Annotated in this window: 15 protein-coding genes and 1 tRNA gene; 4 read left to right on the top strand and 12 right to left on the bottom strand. The window is 65.0% G+C overall.

Features of this window, described 5'->3' with window-relative positions; genetic code table 11:
- Positions 1-9: 9 nt before the first annotated feature.
- The 10 genes from V473_RS07945 to V473_RS07900 form a co-directional block, all read right to left on the bottom strand.
- Complete coding sequence (locus V473_RS07945) at positions 10-1,821, bottom strand: hypothetical protein (RefSeq protein WP_066602346.1); 1,812 nt, start codon at positions 1,819-1,821, stop codon at positions 10-12.
- Positions 1,818-3,926: a DUF4175 family protein gene (locus V473_RS07940; RefSeq protein WP_066602343.1), complete on the bottom strand. Its 2,109-nt coding sequence runs from the start codon at positions 3,924-3,926 to the stop codon at positions 1,818-1,820. Before V473_RS07940 ends, V473_RS07945 begins: the two co-directional genes overlap by 4 nt.
- On the bottom strand, positions 3,923-5,068 hold the full coding sequence (locus tag V473_RS07935) for a BatA domain-containing protein (RefSeq protein WP_066602340.1): 1,146 nt from the start codon (positions 5,066-5,068) through the stop codon (positions 3,923-3,925). Before V473_RS07935 ends, V473_RS07940 begins: the two co-directional genes overlap by 4 nt.
- Positions 5,065-5,958 carry a DUF58 domain-containing protein gene (locus tag V473_RS07930; protein ID WP_066602338.1) on the bottom strand — a complete coding sequence of 298 codons (894 nt, stop codon included), beginning with the start codon at positions 5,956-5,958 and terminating at the stop codon, positions 5,065-5,067. The genes V473_RS07935 and V473_RS07930 overlap by 4 nt, the downstream gene beginning before the upstream one ends.
- A gap of 13 nt (positions 5,959-5,971) precedes the next feature.
- Entirely contained in the window at positions 5,972-6,961 is a 990-nt protein-coding gene (locus tag V473_RS07925; protein WP_066602336.1) for an AAA family ATPase, read from the bottom strand.
- A 46-nt stretch (positions 6,962-7,007) separates the two neighbouring features.
- Entirely contained in the window at positions 7,008-7,715 is a 708-nt protein-coding gene (locus V473_RS07920) for a DUF4159 domain-containing protein (protein WP_066602335.1), read from the bottom strand.
- A 16-nt stretch (positions 7,716-7,731) separates the two neighbouring features.
- Entirely contained in the window at positions 7,732-9,069 is a 1,338-nt protein-coding gene (locus tag V473_RS07915; protein WP_066602333.1) for a TldD/PmbA family protein, read from the bottom strand.
- Positions 9,070-9,089: 20 nt separating this feature from the next.
- The gene (locus V473_RS07910) at positions 9,090-10,724 is read right to left on the bottom strand and encodes a TldD/PmbA family protein (protein ID WP_066602330.1); all 1,635 of its coding nucleotides are present in this window, start codon (positions 10,722-10,724) and stop codon (positions 9,090-9,092) included.
- A 273-nt stretch (positions 10,725-10,997) separates the two neighbouring features.
- Positions 10,998-11,074, bottom strand: a tRNA-Pro gene (locus tag V473_RS07905).
- 117 nt (positions 11,075-11,191) lie between these two features.
- Entirely contained in the window at positions 11,192-11,485 is a 294-nt protein-coding gene (locus V473_RS07900) for a JAB domain-containing protein (RefSeq protein WP_066602326.1), read from the bottom strand.
- Positions 11,486-11,626: 141 nt separating this feature from the next.
- Between V473_RS07900 and thyA the strand changes: the two genes are divergently transcribed.
- The 4 genes from thyA to V473_RS07880 all read left to right on the top strand — a co-directional run bounded on the left by thyA (position 11,627) and on the right by V473_RS07880 (position 16,404).
- On the top strand, positions 11,627-12,574 hold the full coding sequence (gene thyA / locus V473_RS07895; protein WP_082679009.1) for a thymidylate synthase: 948 nt from the start codon (positions 11,627-11,629) through the stop codon (positions 12,572-12,574).
- 120 nt (positions 12,575-12,694) lie between these two features.
- Positions 12,695-13,990 carry a 3-methyl-2-oxobutanoate dehydrogenase (2-methylpropanoyl-transferring) subunit alpha gene (locus tag V473_RS07890; RefSeq protein ID WP_066602323.1) on the top strand — a complete coding sequence of 432 codons (1,296 nt, stop codon included), beginning with the start codon at positions 12,695-12,697 and terminating at the stop codon, positions 13,988-13,990.
- Positions 13,991-14,058: 68 nt separating this feature from the next.
- Complete coding sequence (locus V473_RS07885; RefSeq protein ID WP_066605310.1) at positions 14,059-15,063, top strand: alpha-ketoacid dehydrogenase subunit beta; 1,005 nt, start codon at positions 14,059-14,061, stop codon at positions 15,061-15,063.
- Between the two features lie 6 nt (positions 15,064-15,069).
- Positions 15,070-16,404, top strand: coding sequence for a dihydrolipoamide acetyltransferase family protein (locus tag V473_RS07880; RefSeq protein ID WP_066602320.1), 1,335 nt, complete (start codon positions 15,070-15,072; stop codon positions 16,402-16,404).
- A 36-nt stretch (positions 16,405-16,440) separates the two neighbouring features.
- On the opposite strand, the gene V473_RS07875 is transcribed toward V473_RS07880, so the two are convergent.
- Together V473_RS07875 and V473_RS07870 are read right to left on the bottom strand one after the other, a co-directional pair.
- Positions 16,441-17,184, bottom strand: coding sequence for a class I SAM-dependent methyltransferase (locus V473_RS07875; protein ID WP_066602317.1), 744 nt, complete (start codon positions 17,182-17,184; stop codon positions 16,441-16,443).
- Between the two features lie 97 nt (positions 17,185-17,281).
- The gene (locus V473_RS07870) at positions 17,282-17,767 is read right to left on the bottom strand and encodes a hypothetical protein (protein ID WP_066602311.1); all 486 of its coding nucleotides are present in this window, start codon (positions 17,765-17,767) and stop codon (positions 17,282-17,284) included.
- Positions 17,768-17,769 lie beyond the last annotated feature (2 nt).

Genomic DNA, 17,769 nt, shown 5'->3' with positions numbered 1-17,769 from the left:
TTGGGGCGTTCATGTCTCTGCGGACATAGACGAACCACCTTTGCGGCGACCGATGCCGGATCGCTCCAGCCACCATAGCAGCGCGCTCGTCGCCAGCCATGTGAGCCAGAAGGGCCAGGCCGATCCGGGCGTGCCGGCCGTCATCGCTGCTGCTGACGCATCCGGCGTGGCAGTTGACAACATGGCCATCGCCTGCCGATCGCGTGCGGCGCGCATTATGGGCAAAGCGTCGCGGGGTTGAACATGGAATAGGCGAAGTCCATCCTTCACGCGCAGGCTATGCCAGCCGGCTTTTGCGGGCCAGAAAGCGCCGCACCCCGCCACCGGAACCAACTTGGTCCGCGCGCCGTCGGCATATTCTACTTGTCCGTCGTCGCCAATATCGCACAGCGCCATCCGTTCGCCCGCCCACACGACGCCGGGGATCATGCGGCTGGAGGGCGCAGGCCGCGCGACCGACGTCAGAAGGGCACTCCACCAGTCGCCATAGAGATCGCGGCGGCCGGTCAGGGTCAGGGCATAGCTGTCGACACCGGTGAACAGCGCGACTCGCCCCATGCCGATCGCCCGCCACATACCCAGCGTTGCGCCGCCTTCATCCCGCAGCACCGGCACGGCTTCGCCGCCGCCGGGCGCCAGACCCAGGCGGCTAACATCGGGGGCCAAGTCTTCGGGCAGGGCCATGTCTACCGGCGATTCGTCGCTGCCGATGCCATGACGGGTGCGGGCAAGCGCTTCCTCGGACGCCTTTGGCAAGGCCAGAGGCGCCACCCCGCCCGGACCGGTCAGGCCAAAGCCCAAGGCCTGCCATTGCGACCGCGTCGGGCCGTCGATTGCACCGCCCGCGCGCAGCACCAGCCCCATGCCGCCGCGCACGGCGGCGATCAGCGGGCCGCGCAGTCCCGTCCATGCGCGATCGTCGACGATCGCCACGTCGAACCGGCGCAATCCGGCTGCATCCAGCGCTACCGGCGCGTCGCCAAGGGCGATCCCGGCCCCCGCGCTCATCTGCGTCGTCACGTCGAATCCTGCGTCGCTCGCCCAGCGTCGCAGATATTTGACCTCCGGCCCCGGCGCGCCTGCCAAGATCAATAATCGGGGGGGGGCGCTATCCGTTACCCAGACCGGGACGTCGGCCTGCTCGATCACGCGCTTGTCCTTGCGCACGCGCAGCGTGAAGCTGACGGCTCCCGCCGCCCGAGCAGTTCCGGCCAACAGGAAATGCCCATCCCGTTCGGCCGCAATGCTGTCGGTGACGCGGCCCGCCGGATCGATCAGTTCGATCGTTGCGCCGCTCAACCGGGTCAGCGTTCCGCCCACGACAAACCGGCCGCCGGCCGCCACGGTTGGAGGCGGCGTCAGATTGAGTATGCCTGGCCGGAGCGGCGGCGGATCGAACCGCACCGCCACCTGCTGCGCAGCATCGATATCGCGCTGGCCAAGGCCGTCGCCCAGCACGGTGATCGTTCTGACGCCGGGATGTCGCCGGAATGCGGTGGCAAGATCGGGCGTCGCTTCACCGCCGGCCATCGCAGATGCTTCGGGTAGCAGGATGAGTGGGGAGCCATCGGCAGTGGTGGCAAGGCGCGAGGTTCTGGCTGTGGCGATCCGCAGGTCGGTCGCGCCGCCCCCCTCCATCGGCGGGAACAAAGCGCAATAGAGCAGCGTCGACACCACCGGCTGGAGCAGCATCAGTAATGCCAGTCGGACAGGCGAAGCCTCGCCCCTCTTCCGCGCGCGGCGATGCCATAATGACAGCCGGACCAAGGCAAGGAGCGTCGCAAGCCCCAGGGTCAGCGCCACCGCCCACTTTATTGTCATGGCGTTCCCTCGATAGCGCCCAGATAGCGTGCGCCAGCCGCATCTGAAGGGCGACGGCGGGCCGGTCGTGCGAGCGGACGCTCCATCGCTGTCCAGAGTTGCGCGCGCAATCGGGCGCGGCAGGCCGTGCAGGCCGGATCGCTGCGCACCGCGTCGATCGCGCCCATCAGCGCCAGCGCATCGGGCAACCGCCCGGCATTGACCCGCGTCCAATCCTGCAATGCGCCCAACGCGATTGGCCCGCGAATGGCATCCGGCCCGTCTCCCAACGCACGCCATGCGGCGGCGGTGGGGCCGTCGCTTCGCTCGACAGGAGCGACGGCCAGCGTACGGTTAGCCAGCCCCTCCCGCTTCCCGGTCATGCGCCGGGTCGCATCGATAGGCGGCAGTTCAGGGCCGACTCGCGACAGGAAGATACGCGTCGCCTGTTGCACTTCCTTGATAAAGCGCAGCGCCTTGTAAGCGAAGGGCAGGGCCAGGTCGGGGCGGCCCTGGTGCAATTCCCGTTCGGATTGCCACATTTCGTCGACCGCCTGTTTCAGGATCGCGCGAGTTTCGGGATCGAGGCTGGAGGCGGGGCTATCGTCGTGCGGATGCCCGAAATCGCCCAGCACATCCTCCGGCGCGCCGAAGCCGGCGCTGGATTGCTTGGGCGGCCCGCCATGATCGTGGCCGTCGCCTTCCTGATGCCCGTCCGCAGTCGGCAATTCCGGTTCGCCTTCCTCCTCGCCACCCAGGAACTGGCTGTAGCGGCCGCGCAATATTTGCTGGTCGCCGCCGATCGACGCCGATCGCGTCATATAGCGGTCCGGCGCCAGCGCGCGCTTTTGCTTGATGAGCGCTTCGGCATCGATGATGATCTGCCGCTGGCTGCGGAAATAGGCGGGCAGGGTGGTGTTCACCATGCCCTCCATACCGCCGCTTTCGGGCTGTCTGGCCGATGGCCAGCGCAGGATCAGACTGGGGCCGTGAACCTCTTGCGGCACGGGCGCGCGGTTGTCGCGCACGATCAACTGCACCACCATGTCGCCGCCTGCCGCAAAGCCGAAGCTTGCAAAATCGAGCCGCGGCGCAAAACGGCGATCGCGCGCCGGGCCGCTGCCCGGCACCGCGATTTCCCGTTCGCTGAAGGTCACATTTTCGCCCTCGCCGATGGCCAGCGTCACGCGCAGCCGGGCGGTCGCGGCGACGCCATAATCGTCGGTCGCAGCAAAAACCGGGGTCCAACTGCGCTGGCCGGGCGTGATCATGGACAGGCTGGCGGTCGGCGACAGCGCCTTCACCTGGGGCGGGGCGTCGGCGATGGCGTCGATCCGGTGCAGCGGCGGGCGCGGGCCGCGCGCGTCGGCTGGATCGACGCGATAGAGGAAGGACGCGTCGAGCGTCCGGCTGGCGATCCATGTCTCGCCGTCGCGGTGCAGGGCCAGCGTCTGGCCAGCAAGCATCGCGAGACGGGGAGCGCTTGGTTGCGGATCGAACCGCAGCGTCCATTCCAGCCGCGACCCCTGCGGCGCGCGCGCATCAAGCGAGGCGGAATCGCGCACCGGCACGCCGGTATAAGCGGGTGGGATGATGCGCAGATTTTGCGCGATCAGGCGCGGGATGCCGGGCCGGGCGGGCAGGCCTTCCAGCGCGGGGGCCAGGGTTGACGGTCCTTCGCCGGGACGCGGCCACAGCAGGGCGACGACGACCACCGCTACGGCCACGAGACTGAACGCCAGCAGCGACCGGCGCGACCAGTCGGGCCTCAGATCCTCCGGCGTGCCATGATCGATCCGCGCCGCGATGCGATCGCGCTGAAGCACCTGCAACGGCGCAAGCGGGGCATGTTGGGCGAACAGCAGCGCGCTGCTGTCCTCCAGTTCCGGGCGATTATTGTCGAGGTTGCGGACCAGCCAGGCGCGATCGAAGCGGGCGGCGCGCCGACGCGCGATGAAAAATGCAATGGCGCTGCCGATCGCGACCAGCAACAGGGCGAAGGCCGGTCCCCCCAAGCGCCAGCCGACGGCGCCGGCAGCGACCAGTAACGGCAACGCCAGCGCCCACGTATCGGCCAATGCCCGCCAGCGTGCGGGCGCGATCCAACGCGCGAGCAGCGCGGTCATGGCGCGATGCTCCGGCTGCGGCGCGTCGCCATCCAGCGCTCGGCCAGCAGCGACAGCGCGATCAGCAGGGCCATCCAGGGTCGCAAAGATTGCGGCGGCTGGTCATAGCTGCGTCCACCCGTCAACGGCGCATACTCGGCGGAGGCGACTCGCGCAGGCGGCGCTGCTGGGGCCAATAACGCGCGCAACTGAACCGGGAAATCCGCGTCCAGCAAGATGGGCATCTGCGCCGGTATCATCGCGCGCGTGAAATGCAGCAGGCGTCCCTTGCCCATCGGCAGCGCCTCTGCCAGCGTTGCGCCGAGATCGTCGCGCCAGGCGGGCAGGGCAGGGCGACCATCGGGCAAGCGTGCGTCGCTCGCCGTCAGCACCGTGCCGCCTTCGTTCAGCCAGCGCAGGACGTCGTCTGGTAAGGTGCCGCCTGCAAACCAGACCAATATCCGTCGCCGATCTGGCAGCGGCGCATCGATGGCAGCGGTGTCGATATCCGCCTCCCGTCCGGCTGGTTGCCATGCCAATGCGGCGGCGCGGAGGTAGCGCAGCCGACCGCGATGATCGGCATCGGTGCGAACGGACAGCGGCGGCGGCGATGCAATCTTGGCCTCCGATGCCGCCATGGCCCCGCCCGTGATCCGCCATGTCACCTTGCGCGACAGGCGCAAGCGATCGGCGTCCGCGCCGTCGATGACAGTGGGCGTGATGATGGTGAGTGGCGTTCCACTCGGCAATTCCGCGTCGATCTGCCGTATCAAACTGGCGATCGGCAGCGGCCCGGCCGGCCGGGGCGCGTCGATCGCCGGGAAGCCCGGCGCGATCCAGTGGAGGCGGCTATCCCCGAACGTCGCGGCGTTAAATTGCGCTCCCGGCACCACGGCGACATAGGGGCTGCGATCGGCCGCGCCGAACAGGATCGGTTGCGCCAGCCACAATGCCGCCAGCGCCAGCAACGCCATCCTTGCCAGCAACAAGGGCCATTCGTCGAAGCGCAGCCGGGAGCGCGGCTTCGGCTTCTGCCGCAGCCAGCGCAGCGCGGCGAAATCGGTCGGCCGTTGCTCGCTCTTGCGCGCGATATGGATGACCAGCGGCACGACCAGCGCCAAAAGTGCAGCCAGCGCCGCCGGGAAGAGCAATCCCATGCTCATGCATAGTCCGCCGCGCCATGGGCGGAAAAGAGGCGGCGCAGCGGCAGGTCGATCGGTTCGTCCAGCACATGCGCGGCATGGCGGATGCCCGCACCGTCCAGCCGGGCGTGCAGCGCGGCGCGGGCTTCCCCGAAGCGGGCGATGAATCCGGCCCGCAATGCCGCGCCGTCCCCCAGATATTCCTCGCCAGTCTCAGGATCGCGAAAGCGATAGCCGCCGTCGAAGGGGAAATCCCGTTCGGCGACGGTCAGCATCTCGATCACCAGCGTCTCGCGCCCGGCCGCCGCCAGTTTCTCCGTCAGCGCCACCGCGCCGTTATCGAAACAGTCGCTCAGCAGGATGACCAGGTCATGCGCGCCGATCCGCTCCCACAGCGGTCCCATTTGGGCGTCCGCCGCGAAGCCGCGCGCGGGATGGACGGTCAGCAGGTCGAGCAGCAGCCGGTCGCGCTGGCGCGCGCCGGTCGCGGGCGGCAGCAATGCCAGCCCATCGTCGCCCAGCGCGATGAAGCCGAAACGGTCGCCCTGTTTCATCGCCAGTTCGGCGATGGCGGCGGTGATGCTTTTGGCCGCGTCGAGACGGCAATAGTCAGGACGCGCGGCGTCGGCCTGGCCCATCGAGGCGCTGGCATCGATCAAAATCCACACCGCGACCGGGCTTTCGCGCTCAGCCTCGCGCACGAAGAATTTGTCCGACCGGGCGTAGAGTTTCCAGTCGATCTGGCGCAGCTCGTCGCCCGGTTCGTAAGCGCGATATTGAGCGAATTCCAGACCCGCCCCCCGGCTGTGGCTCTGGTGAAGGCCCAGTCCATGCGATCCTACGGCCCGGCGCGTGATGAGCCGCAGGCCGCGAAGGCGACTGCGCACGTCAGGAGGGATGAGGTCGACCATTGGCAGAGAAGGTTCAGGCGAGCGGAACGGCGCGGATCAGGGCGGCGACCACATCATCGGCGCTGCGTCCTTCGGCCTCGGCGGCGAAGGACAGCAGCAGGCGATGGCGCATCACCGGGGCGGCCAGCGCGGCGATATCCTCGCGCGTGGCGGCCAGGCGGCCATGCAGCAGCGCGCGCGCCTTGGCGCACAGGATCAGCGACTGGCCTGCGCGCGGCCCTGCGCCCCATTTCACATATTTGCGGATATCTTCCGGTGCGCCGTCGCCGGGGCGGCTCGCCCGTACGATCCGCGTCACCCAATGGAGCAACTCGTCGCTGAAATGCACGTCGCGCACCAGCCGCTGGAGCGCCAGCACCTCCTCGCCCTCCATCACCATCGGCACGACGCCGGCTTTGGCCCCCGTGGTCTGGGCCAGGATCGCGCGTTCTTCCTCCTCTGTCGGGTAATCGACCCGGACATGGAGCAGAAAGCGATCGAGTTGGGCTTCGGGCAGGGGGTAGGTGCCCGCCTGCTCCAGCGGATTCTGCGTCGCCAGCACGAAGAAGGGGGCGGGCAGCTTATGCGTCACGCCGCCATAGCTGACCGTCTTTTCCTGCATCGCCTCCAGCAGCGCCGCCTGCGTCTTGGGCGGGGTGCGGTTGAGTTCGTCGGCCAGCAGCAGGTTGGTGAACACCGGGCCTTGCTGGAAGCGGAAGCTGCGATGGCCGGTGCCATGATCCTCCTCCAGCAATTCGGTGCCCAATATGTCGCTGGGCATCAGGTCGGGGGTGAACTGGACGCGGCGGAAATCGAGCTTCAACGCGTCGCCCAGCGACCGGACGAGCAGCGTCTTGCCCAGCCCCGGCACGCCTTCCAGCAGGCAATGGCCGCCCGCCAGCAGGCCGATCAGCAATTGCTCCACCACATCGGCCTGACCGACGATCGCCTGCCCGATCGCCGCGCGCAATTGGGTCAATCGCGCAAGACGGGCCTGGATTTCGGCTTCGGTAATTTCGGTCATGTCATGTCCCTTGATGGACGGATGGCGGGAACGGGGACGGGGGCTGTCACACCGACAGCGCATACATCACGATATTGACCGCGAACTTCGTATTGTCCTCGGCCAGGAAGCGTTTGTTGCGCCAGTCATAATCCCATTCGCAGCCATAATCCTTGTTGCTGTACAGAACGCCCAGCCGGCCGTTCACCTCTATCCCTTTCAGATAGTCGTGGACCAGATCGTCGCCCCAGCCATTGAGTTCCAGCCCGGTATTGGGCGGCCCATCATCGAATTTGAAGAAGCTGCGATAGAGGCCATGGCTCTTGGGCAGCGTCTTCAACGCCTTCGGCCCGAAAATCTTCGCCATTTGCGCCTCGAACGAGCGGGCGAACAGGCCGTCTATGTCATGGTTGCAATCGTCGACCATCACGAAGCCGCCATTGCGGACATAGCGTTCGAAATTGCGGCGTTCGGCCGCGGAAAATTCGACCAGCTTGTGCCCCGCCATGTAGCAGAAGGGCGCGGTCAGCATCTTGGGGTCCGACAGGGCCACCACATGCTCCTTCGGGTCTACGCGCAGCGTCGTATAGTCGATCAGCGATGTGACGACGTTCGACGGCGTTCGCTGATCGACGTCCCAGTCGCCCGAATCGTAGCGCAACCGCGTGAACCAGAAATCATACCCCCCGGCTGCCGCGGCGGCGGCGAACGGCCGGGCCAGCAACCCGCTGGCCAGACCGCCCGCCATCAACCGGAGAAAGTCGCTGCGCGTCATGCCTTGGGCGTCGACCTCACACCGCGTCCGACAGCGAGGTGAACGTGAAGTCGCGCAGCTTCATCGGCGGGATCACCATGACCATGTCCGATTCGTCGCTCTTCACCCGCACCGGCTTGCCGAACTCCTCGACATTGTTGAGCATGATGACGGGGCTTTCGTTGAAGCGGAAATTCTTCACCGGATATTTGATCTGGCCATTTTCGATGTAGAAAGTGCCGTCGCGGGTCAGGCCGGTTAGCAGCACCGTCTGCGGATCGACCATGCGGATATACCAGGTGCGCGACACCAATATGCCGCGTTCGGTGGTGCGGATCAGGTCGGCGGTCGACTTGGTGCCGCCTTCCATGATGACGTTGCCGAACTGCGCCTGTTCCGGCTTGCCCTGTTTCTGCGACCAGAAACGGCTATAATTCATGTTCACCAGCTTGCCGTTCTGGATGATCGGCAGCTTCTTGCGCGGCAGGTTGTCGCCATCGTCCCAGGGCAGCACCGCCGCGCCGGGATAGGCGGGGTCGGTGAACATCGTGACCTGCGGGCCATAGACCTGCTCGCCCAGCTTGTTGCCGCCGCCCTTTTTCGACAGGAAGCTGCGGCCTTCATCGGCCGATCGCGCGTCGAAGAAGAACATCATGAAGGCGACCAGCCCGCCCGCCGCCGCCGGTTCCAGGATCACGGTATATTTGCCCGGTTCCAATGCCTTGGCCTCGGCCGACGCGCTCGCCTTGCGCATGGCGACGCGAATATCCTCGCCCGCGTTGAAGGTGGCGACGTCCTGCACATTATGCCCGACCCAGCCGGACCCGCGCCCATCCTCGGTGCGGACGGTGCAGGTATAGTCGGAACTGGTCGACGTCTGGTATCCGTAATTGCCCTTGCTGTTCAGGAAGGCGACGAAGCCCGCCTGATCCTCCAGATAGCCTGCCGCGATCAGCTTCTCGGCGCGGCAGGGGCCGATCGAATCGGTCGCTACCTTGGCGCGATAGGCCGCGTCGATACCCGCCGTCGATGCGCTGAACGTATCGGTCTTCATATAGGTCTGCTTGGGCAGCGCCGGCATGAATTCCGGATTTTCCGGGGCCAGCTTGGCCAGCTCCTCGGCGCGGCGCACCACGCGCTCCAGCGCGGCGTCGTCGAACTGGTTGATCGTCGCGGTGCCGACGCGCTTGCCGAACGCGACCTGCACGGACAGTTCGATATTGTCGGTGATGCCCGCGGTGGACACGTCATTGCGCGCGAAGCGAACATTGCCGCGGATCGCGCCGATCAGTTGGGCGGTGCATTCGTCCGCCTTGGAAAAGCCCACGACCTTGGTCAGGATCGTCTTGGCCTGCGCTTCGGAAAGGATGCTCATATCTTTGTCTCCCTAACCGATCAGCCGAGCGAACGGGCGGTGTTGATGACGTTGATGCCGTTGAAGCGCGCGGTCGACGACCCGTGCGACACGGCCGAAACCTGTGCCGGCTGGCCCTTGCCGTCGAAGAAGGAGCCGCCCAGGCGATAGTCGCTGGCGTCGCACACCCCGGCGCACCCGTTCCAGAATTCGGGCGTGCGGATCTGGTAGGCGACATCCTCGATCTGCTGGGTGATCTTGCCCTGCTTGATCTCGTAGAAAAGCTGGCCGCCGAACTGGGCGTTATAGCGTTGCTGGTCGATCGAAAAGCTGCCGTCGCCGATGATGTAGATGCCGTCCTCGACATTGGAAATCATGTCGGCGACGCTTAGCTTGGCCTTGCCCGGCTCCAGCGACACGTTGGCCATGCGCTGGAACTGGACGTTGGACCAGCTGTCGGCATAGGCGCAGCCGTCCGACGCGGCCTTGCCCTCGATATGGGCCTGGTCGCGGACCGCCTGGTATCCGACCAGCTTGCCGTCGCGGATCAGATCCCACTTCTTGGTCTTCACGCCTTCGTCGTCATAGGAAACGGCGCCCAGGCTGCCCGGCTGGGTCTTGTCGGCGACGATGTTCACCTTGTCGCTGCCATAGTGGAAATTGGCCTTGAGCTTGTCCATCGTGGCGAAGCTGGTGCCGGCATAATTGGCTTCGTAACCGAGCACGCGGTCGAGTTCGAGCGGATGGCCGACCGATTCGTGGATCGTCAGCCAGGTATGCGACGGGTCGAGCACCAGATCATATTTGCCGGGCTTGACCGAAGGCGCCTTGATCTTTGCCATCGCCTGCTTGGCGGCGGCGACGGCGTCTTCCTTCATGTCATAGGACTGGCCATAGACGGTGACGCCATTGGGCAGCACGGTCTTGCCGCTGGCCGCGCCGTCCAGATATTCATAGCCCAGCCCCATCGGCGCCGACAGGCCTTCGCGCACGCGGAACTTGCCGCTCGCCTTGTCGACCGCGGTGACTTCCATCGGCGCCCAGATGCGATGCACGTCCTGGTCGATATAGCTGCCGTCGGTGCTGGCGAAATATTTCTGCTCGTTCACCAGGAACAGGATGGAACGGATGAAGCTGGCTCCGGCGTCCAGCGCCGCGGCATTCACGCCCATCAGCAGATCGACCTTGTCCTTGATCGGCACGGTCATGCTGTTCTTGACGATCGGCGTGCGCCAGCTGACCTCGCCCACGCCCGTCACCGGGGCGAGCTGGACCGGCGCGCTCTGGCCCGGCGCATTGGCCTTGGCGATGGCGACGGCTTGGCCCGCGGCCTTGGCGACGGCTTCCTTGGTCATCTCGTTGGTGGCGGCAAAGCCCCAGGCGCCGTTGGCGATTACGCGGATGCCCACGCCGGTCGATTCGGTGTTCACCACATTTTCGACGTTGCGCTCGCGGGTGATGACGAACTGGCGCAGATAGCGACCGACCCGCACGTCGCAATAGGATGCGCCCGCGCTCTTGGCCGCGTTCATCGCGGCGTCGGCCAGCGCCTTCTTCACCGCCACGTCGATGGCGCTGTTCAGTTCCTCGGCGGCAATCACCTTGCCGAACATCGAGGGGAGGACGAGTCCTCCTACGCCCGCGGCCCCAAAGGCCAGAAAATCGCGTCTGTGCAAGGCTTGTCTCCCGCCTGACTATGCCCGCAGGACGCGGGTCGGATTATATGTGGATCACGGTTTGCGGCCGTATCGGCTTGATAAGGTGGATCATCGCCGTCCGGACCGACGGGGTCAAACATCTTTTACGAATGCGCAAGAAGGCGGGCTATGCTTTCGACAGATGTCATCTGTCGAAAAATACTCGTTGCCAAAAGCCGCACAGGCACGACCAATCGGCGGAGAAGGCTATGCCATCCCGCTGATATATCGTCATATCTGACTATGAAAATGTGGTCGGGGAAAGAGGATTCGAACCTCCGGCCCCTGCCTCCCGAAGACAGTGCTCTACCAGGCTGAGCTATTCCCCGACCGATGCCGAAACCGCTTTGTGGGCGGCCCCGTAAGGCAGGAGTGGGCCTATAGAGGGGGCTTTCCGGACTGGCAAGCGGGCAATGACGCTTTTTTTGCAGTCCCCATAGCGGTGGTTATAGAAGCCCGGCCGCGCGGAAGCTGAAGCGGGTTTCGCCCGCATGGATGACATGGTCGGCCAGCATCATCTCCAGCGGACGCAGGCTGCGCGCGATGGTTCGCGTCAGGGCGACATCATGCCAGCAGGGCATGGGCGATGCGTGGATGCCGCGTCTTTGGATCAGCGCGACCCAACTGCCTTCGTCTCTCAGCAGATGATATAGCAAGCCATGCCAGTCCTGCCGCAGCGTCAGCAGGCGTTGCGGTCGCCAGGCGCCATCCAGAATCGCGATCGCCAGTTCGTCCTCCATGCGTGCAGGATGCCGCGATCGCCATCCGGCGGGCAGCGGAACAAGAACCCTTTCGGACGGTGATTGCGTATCTCGGTCCGATTGGCGCGGCCGTCATCCTGGGCTAGAGCGTCAGGCCAGATCCATTCGCAGGAACCCGCCTTGACCGATACGCTCTCTTCGTCCTCGCCCCATTATGAGCAGCAATATCTGGACCTGATGCGACATATCTGGCGGCATGGCGACGAACGGGTCGATCGCACCGGGGTCGGCACCCGCTCGATCCTGGGTGCGACGATGCGATTCTCGCTGGCCAATGATGCGGTGCCGCTGTTGACGACCAAGCGGGTCTATTGGAAGGTCGCGGCGCGCGAGATGTTGTGGTTTCTGACCGGCGACACCAATATCCGCGAACTGGTGCGGCAGGGCGTGCATATCTGGACCGACTGGCCGCTCGACGCCTATCGCAGGGCGACCGGCGAGGATATCGACCGCGACACGTTCGAAATGCGGATCGTCGGCGACGATGATTTCGCCCGGCAGTGGGGCGATCTGGGTCCGGTCTATGGCGCGCAATGGGTGAACTGGCCGCGCTACGAACCGGCGGGCGACGGGCTGTATCGCAAGGCGGACGAGGGACATAACCAGATCGCCGATCTGGTGCAGGCGATCCGCACGACGCCCGGCTCGCGCCGCCTATTGTTCACCGGCTGGAATGTGGCGGAAGTGGCGCAGATGGCGCTGCCGCCCTGTCACATGACCTATCAGTTCCAGGTATCGAACGGAAAGCTGAACGGCCTGCTGTTCCAGCGCAGTTGCGACCTGGGGCTTGGTTTCGCCTTCAACATTTTCGGCCTGTCGATGATCACCCGGATGCTGGCGCAACAGTGCGATCTGGAGCCGGGCGAGGTGGTCTGGCAGGGCGGTGACGTGCATCTTTACCTGAACCATGCGGCGCTGGTGGAGGCGCAGATGAACCGAATTCCGTCCGGCACACCCAAATTACGGATCAATCGGCGGCCTTCGAGTATTTTCGATTATCGAATCGGAGATTTCGACGTCCTCGATTATGCGCCGCAAGCCCATATTTCCGCGCCGGTCGCCGTCTGAAGAGACAGCGAACTGGACAGTTGAAACGGAAAATTTGGGTCAGCAAGGCTTGCCTTTTGCGGCGTTGAAATATAATATCTGCTTTAAGCAATATTATTGCAATGCACCATAGGAGGCAGGATGAGCGATCCGACCGGATCAGGCGGCATGGATGGGCAGGCAGGGCGCAATCTGCCGCCGCTGCGCCTGCATGTGCCAGAGCCGCCCGCGCGGCCCGGCGAAAGCGCCGACTTCACCCATTTCGATATTCCGGCCGCTGATGCCGCGCCGCGTCCCGACGAGGCCGCGCAGCCCGGCGACATGCGCGACATGGCCTATGGCCTGATCCGCGTGCTGAATGAGGAGGACGCGGCGGTTGGCGCCTGGAACCCCAGGCTGCCGCCTGAAACGCTGCTGCGGATGCTCCGTTACATGGCGCTGACCCGCGCGTTCGACGCGCGCATGTTCCGCGCACAGCGGCAGGGCAAAACCAGCTTCTACATGAAATCGACGGGCGAGGAGGCGGTGTCGATCGGCGCCGCGCTGGCCCTGTCGCGCGACGACATGTGTTTCCCCAGCTATCGCCAGCAAGGCATATTGCTCGCGCGCGACTGGCCGCTGGTCGACATGATGAACCAGATTTATTCCAACACAGGCGACCGGCTGAAGGGCCGCCAACTGCCGATCATGTATTCGGCGCGGGAGGCGGGCTTCTTCTCCATCTCCGGCAACCTGACCACCCAATATCCCCAGGCGGTGGGCTGGGCGATGGCGAGCGCGGCGCGCGGCGACACGCGCATCGCCGCGACATGGTGCGGCGAAGGGTCGACGGCGGAGGGCGACTTCCACAGCGCCTGCACCTTCGCCAGCGTCTATCGTGCGCCTGTCATCATGAATGTCGTCAATAATCAGTGGGCTATCAGCAGCTTTTCAGGTTTTGCTGGAGCGGAAGCAACCACCTTCGCCGCGCGTGCCGTGGGCTATGGCATCGCAGGTCTGCGGGTGGATGGCAACGATATCCTCGCCGTCTACGCCGCGACCCGCTGGGCCGCGGACCGGGCGCGGTCCAATGCCGGGCCGACCCTGATCGAACATTTCACCTATCGCGTCGAAGGGCATAGCACGTCGGACGATCCGACCGCCTATCGCTCTGCCGAGGAAGGCAGCCTCTGGCCGCTGGGCGACCCGATTGCGCGGTTGAAGGCCCATTGCATTACGCTTGGCATATGGGACGAGGATCGCCACGCCGCGATGGACAAGGAACTGGCCGAACTGGTCCGCGACGCCGCGCGCGAAGCGGAGAAGAACGGTATCCTTGGCCACGGTCTCCATCATCCGATGGAAAGCATGTTCGAGGATGTGTTCGAGGAGATGCCCCGGCACCTTCATGAACAGCAGCAGCAGATGCTGGACGAATGGAAGGCGGCGGGGCTGTGAGCGAAGCGATCGAAACAGAGGTTGTGCGCGAGGGCATGACGCAGGAAGCCACCGTCGACACCATTCACATGAACATGATCCAGGCGATCAACAGCGCCATGGACGTGATGATGGAGCGCGATCCGACCGTGGTCGTGATGGGCGAGGATGTCGGCTTTTTCGGCGGCGTATTCCGTGCGACAGCGGGTCTGCAACAAAAATATGGCAAGAACCGGGTGTTCGACACGCCGATCACCGAATGCGGGATCATCGGCGTGGCGGTGGGCATGGGCGCCTATGGCTTGCGCCCGGTGCCGGAAATCCAGTTCGCCGACTATATTTATCCCGCGCTCGACCAGCTTGTGTCCGAAGCGGCGCGGTTGCGTTACCGGTCGGCGGGCGAGTTCATCGCGCCGATGACGGTGCGGTCGCCCTTTGGCGGCGGCATTTTCGGTGGCCAGACGCACAGCCAGTCGCCGGAGGGCATCTTCACCCATTGTTCGGGGATCAAAACGGTGATTCCGTCCACCCCCTATGACGCCAAGGGTCTGCTGATCGCCGCGATCGAGGATAATGATCCGACGCTTTTCTTCGAACCCAAGCGCATCTACAACGGCCCGTTCGACGGCCATTATGATACGCCGGCAACCAGTTGGGCCGGCCACCCGCACGCGCAGGTGCCGACCGGCTATTACCGCATCCCGCTGGGTAAGGCGCGGATCGCGCGGGCGGGCGGGGCGCTGACTATCTTGTGCTACGGCACGATGGTCCATGTCGTCGAGGATACGGTCAAGACGCTGGGGATCGACGCGGAAATCGTGGATCTGCGCAGCCTGGTGCCGCTCGACATCGACACGATCGAAGCGTCGGTGAAAAAGACCGGCCGCTGCCTGATCGTGCATGAGGCGACCCGGACCAGCGGCTTTGGCGCGGAACTGTCCGCCCAGGTGCAGGAACGCTGCTTCTATCATCTGGAAGCACCGATCGCGCGCGTCACCGGCTTCGACACGCCCTATCCGCACAGCCTGGAATGGGCCTATTTCCCCGGCCCCGTGCGTATCCGCGAAGCCATCAACAAGATCATGAAGGACTAAAGGGTCATGGCTCTTTTCACGTTCAAGCTGCCCGACATCGGTGAGGGCATCGCGCAGGCGGAGATCGTCGGCTGGCATGTCAAGGTTGGCGACCGGGTGGAGGAAGACCAGCCGATCGCGGACATGATGACCGACAAGGCGACCGTCGAGATGGAAAGCCCGGTTTCGGGCACGGTGGCACGCCTGGCGGGCGAGCCGGGCGATCAGGTGTCGATCGGCGCGATGCTGGTAGAGATCGAAATGGAAGGCGAGACTGTCGTCGCGCTGGCGCCTTCGGTGGAGACGATCGACGCGGAAACGCCGGGCGAGGCGGTGATTGAAGCGGTGTCTCCCGCCCCCGTTCACCCTAAGCCTGTCGAGCCGCAGGCGAGCGAAGGGCAACGGCCGTCCTTTTCTTCCGGGCAAGGCGCAAAAGAAGAAGGGAAAGAGTTCGACAGACTCAGACCGAACGGCATTGGGGAGGACAGCCTCGATAGGGCCGGACCTATCCTCGCATCCCCCGCCGTTCGCGCGCGCGCCAGGGAACTAGGCGTCGATCTGGCCCAGGTGAAGCCTTCCGGCGACCATATTCGTCATTCCGACCTCGACGCCTATCTACTCTACGGCCAGGGGCATGGCTATCGTCCCGCAGGGCGATCCGCGAAACGCGCCGACGAACAGGTCAAGGTGATCGGGATGCGCCGCCGCATCGCGGAGAATATGGCCGCGTCCAAGCGCGCCATTCCCCATTTCACCTATGTCGAGGAAATCGACGTCACCGCGCTGGAGGATCTGCGCGAGCAGCTCAACGCCGGGCGCGGGGATCGGCCCAAGCTGACCATGTTGCCGCTGCTGATCGTCGCGCTGTGCAAGGCGCTGCCCGACTTCCCGATGCTCAACGCCCGTTATGACGACGAGGCGGGCGTGGTGACGCGCCATGGATCGGTGCATCTGGGACTGGCGACGCAAACCGATGCGGGCCTGATGGTGCCGGTGATCCGCGATGCGCAGGAGCGCAATGTATGGCAGCTGGCGACCGAAATCCGCCGCCTGGCCGACGCGGCGCGCAGCGGCAAGGCGAAGTCGGAAGAGCTGTCTGGCTCCACCCTGACGCTGACCTCGCTCGGCCCGCTCGGCGGGATCGCCACCACGCCGGTCATCAACCGGCCCGAAGTCGCAATCATCGGTCCTAATCGCGTGATCGAGCGTCCGGTTTTCCGGGGCAAGGAGATCGTCGCGGCGAAGCTGATGAACCTGTCGATCAGTTGCGACCATCGCGTGGTCGATGGCTGGGACGCCGCCAGCTTCGTACAGGCTGTGCGCAAGCTGCTGGAGGCACCCGCCTTCCTGTTTGTGGATTAAACCATTTGCGGGGCAAACCGGCCGGTTTGCCCCGTCCTATTTGGTCATTATGACGATGGCGCCGGCGCCGGGATCGGGATCGAACAGCAGTTTCAGCACCCGCTTGGTCATGGTCCAGCGACGCTTGCTCCACAGCCGCTTGGGATAGGTGCGCGGTTCGTAGAAAAGATAGTGGAGATATTGGGGCAGGGGGACGACCCGGAAATCCTTGAAGCCGACCTCCGCTCCGCGCTGCATGATGAGGCGCGGCGGCATGTCCCGCTCGGTGACGCCATAGACTTGCATTGCCGCGATCGAATCGGGACTGGTGGCGTGGCCGTCGCCCGGTTCATGGGTGATCAGCACCCCGCCGGGTTTGAGCGCGCGCCAGGCCGAACGGATCGCCAGCAATTCATCCTCGGCATGGTGCAGGGAATCGAAGAAGATCGCGGCGTCGAACTGGTTGTCCATGTCCAGCGCCTCGAAATCGCTGCATGTGAAGGACAGGCGCTGTTCCAGGCCATGGCGGGCGCAATTTTCGCGCGCGACCTCGATCATGTCGGGCGCGATATCCTGTCCTATCACATCATAGCCGCGTTTGGCAAAGAAGGTGCTGGTCCAGCCCCCGCCGCATCCCAAGTCCAATATTCGCGCCGGGGGTTGCGGCAACAGCGTCATCATGAAACCGATGGACGCCAGGTTAATGCCGCAGGATGGATCGGAAAAAGGCTTTTCCAATGAATGTTCGCGGCCGCCGTCGCCTAGATTGGCGAGATAGGCCAGTTCACCCGCTTTGGGCATAAGATGCGTCTCCGTAGCTCCATCCTGCTCTATGGAGACGAGGGGGCGAACTCAAGCGCGACGTTGCCTGCTGCGATGAACGCAGCGCATATCGGGCTTAGCGCATCACCGCGCGATAGCTCAGTCGTCCGGCCCGGCCGGGCTGCACCGCTTCGGGCAGTCGCCAGCGTATATGGGTCACATCCTCCGCCACCGCCCGGCGTACCCCGCCCAGCGGTGTTGGCAACCATAATTGATCGAGCCGTCCCCAATGGCCGCCGCCATCGACCGACACCTGCATATGGGGGTCGCTGATGTCCGGGAGTATGCCGGGGGGCACCGCGCGGGTGACGGCGAAGTCGCGAACCGGCTGGGCGCCGTCATTGCGCCAATGGACGATCACGATCAGCGTGTCGCCGGGGCCGACCCTTTCGGCGCTCGCCAATGTCCGGCGCGGGCGGCCGTTAATGTCGGTCGATACGCGCTCTACGAACGTCTGCGTGCCAAGTCGCATCGCCGGCTGCGCGACGGCAGGCTGCGTAGCCGTCAGGCTCGCCGCCAGAGCCAGCGACGTCGGGGCCGAGGCCCAAAGCGTCCGCGTCATTG

Origin of the sequence: Sphingobium cupriresistens LL01 (assembly GCF_001046645.1) — a bacterium.
GTDB classification, from domain to species: domain Bacteria; phylum Pseudomonadota; class Alphaproteobacteria; order Sphingomonadales; family Sphingomonadaceae; genus Sphingobium; species Sphingobium cupriresistens.
The sequence above is the reverse complement of the archived record's forward strand: the minus strand, read 5'-3'. Positions and strand labels throughout refer to the sequence as shown.

Coding starts and splice junctions, on each gene's coding strand:
- V473_RS07945 (WP_066602346.1), bottom strand. CDS start 1,821: ATGACAATAAAGTGGGCGGTGGCGCTGACCCTGGGGCTTGCGACGCTC.
- V473_RS07940 (WP_066602343.1), bottom strand. CDS start 3,926: ATGACCGCGCTGCTCGCGCGTTGGATCGCGCCCGCACGCTGGCGGGCA.
- V473_RS07935 (WP_066602340.1), bottom strand. CDS start 5,068: ATGAGCATGGGATTGCTCTTCCCGGCGGCGCTGGCTGCACTTTTGGCG.
- V473_RS07930 (WP_066602338.1), bottom strand. CDS start 5,958: ATGGTCGACCTCATCCCTCCTGACGTGCGCAGTCGCCTTCGCGGCCTG.
- V473_RS07925 (WP_066602336.1), bottom strand. CDS start 6,961: ATGACCGAAATTACCGAAGCCGAAATCCAGGCCCGTCTTGCGCGATTG.
- V473_RS07920 (WP_066602335.1), bottom strand. CDS start 7,715: ATGACGCGCAGCGACTTTCTCCGGTTGATGGCGGGCGGTCTGGCCAGC.
- V473_RS07915 (WP_066602333.1), bottom strand. CDS start 9,069: ATGAGCATCCTTTCCGAAGCGCAGGCCAAGACGATCCTGACCAAGGTC.
- V473_RS07900 (WP_066602326.1), bottom strand. CDS start 11,485: ATGGAGGACGAACTGGCGATCGCGATTCTGGATGGCGCCTGGCGACCG.
- V473_RS07890 (WP_066602323.1), top strand. CDS start 12,695: ATGAGCGATCCGACCGGATCAGGCGGCATGGATGGGCAGGCAGGGCGC.
- V473_RS07885 (WP_066605310.1), top strand. CDS start 14,059: ATGAACATGATCCAGGCGATCAACAGCGCCATGGACGTGATGATGGAG.
- V473_RS07880 (WP_066602320.1), top strand. CDS start 15,070: ATGGCTCTTTTCACGTTCAAGCTGCCCGACATCGGTGAGGGCATCGCG.
- V473_RS07875 (WP_066602317.1), bottom strand. CDS start 17,184: ATGCCCAAAGCGGGTGAACTGGCCTATCTCGCCAATCTAGGCGACGGC.
- V473_RS07870 (WP_066602311.1), bottom strand. CDS start 17,767: ATGACGCGGACGCTTTGGGCCTCGGCCCCGACGTCGCTGGCTCTGGCG.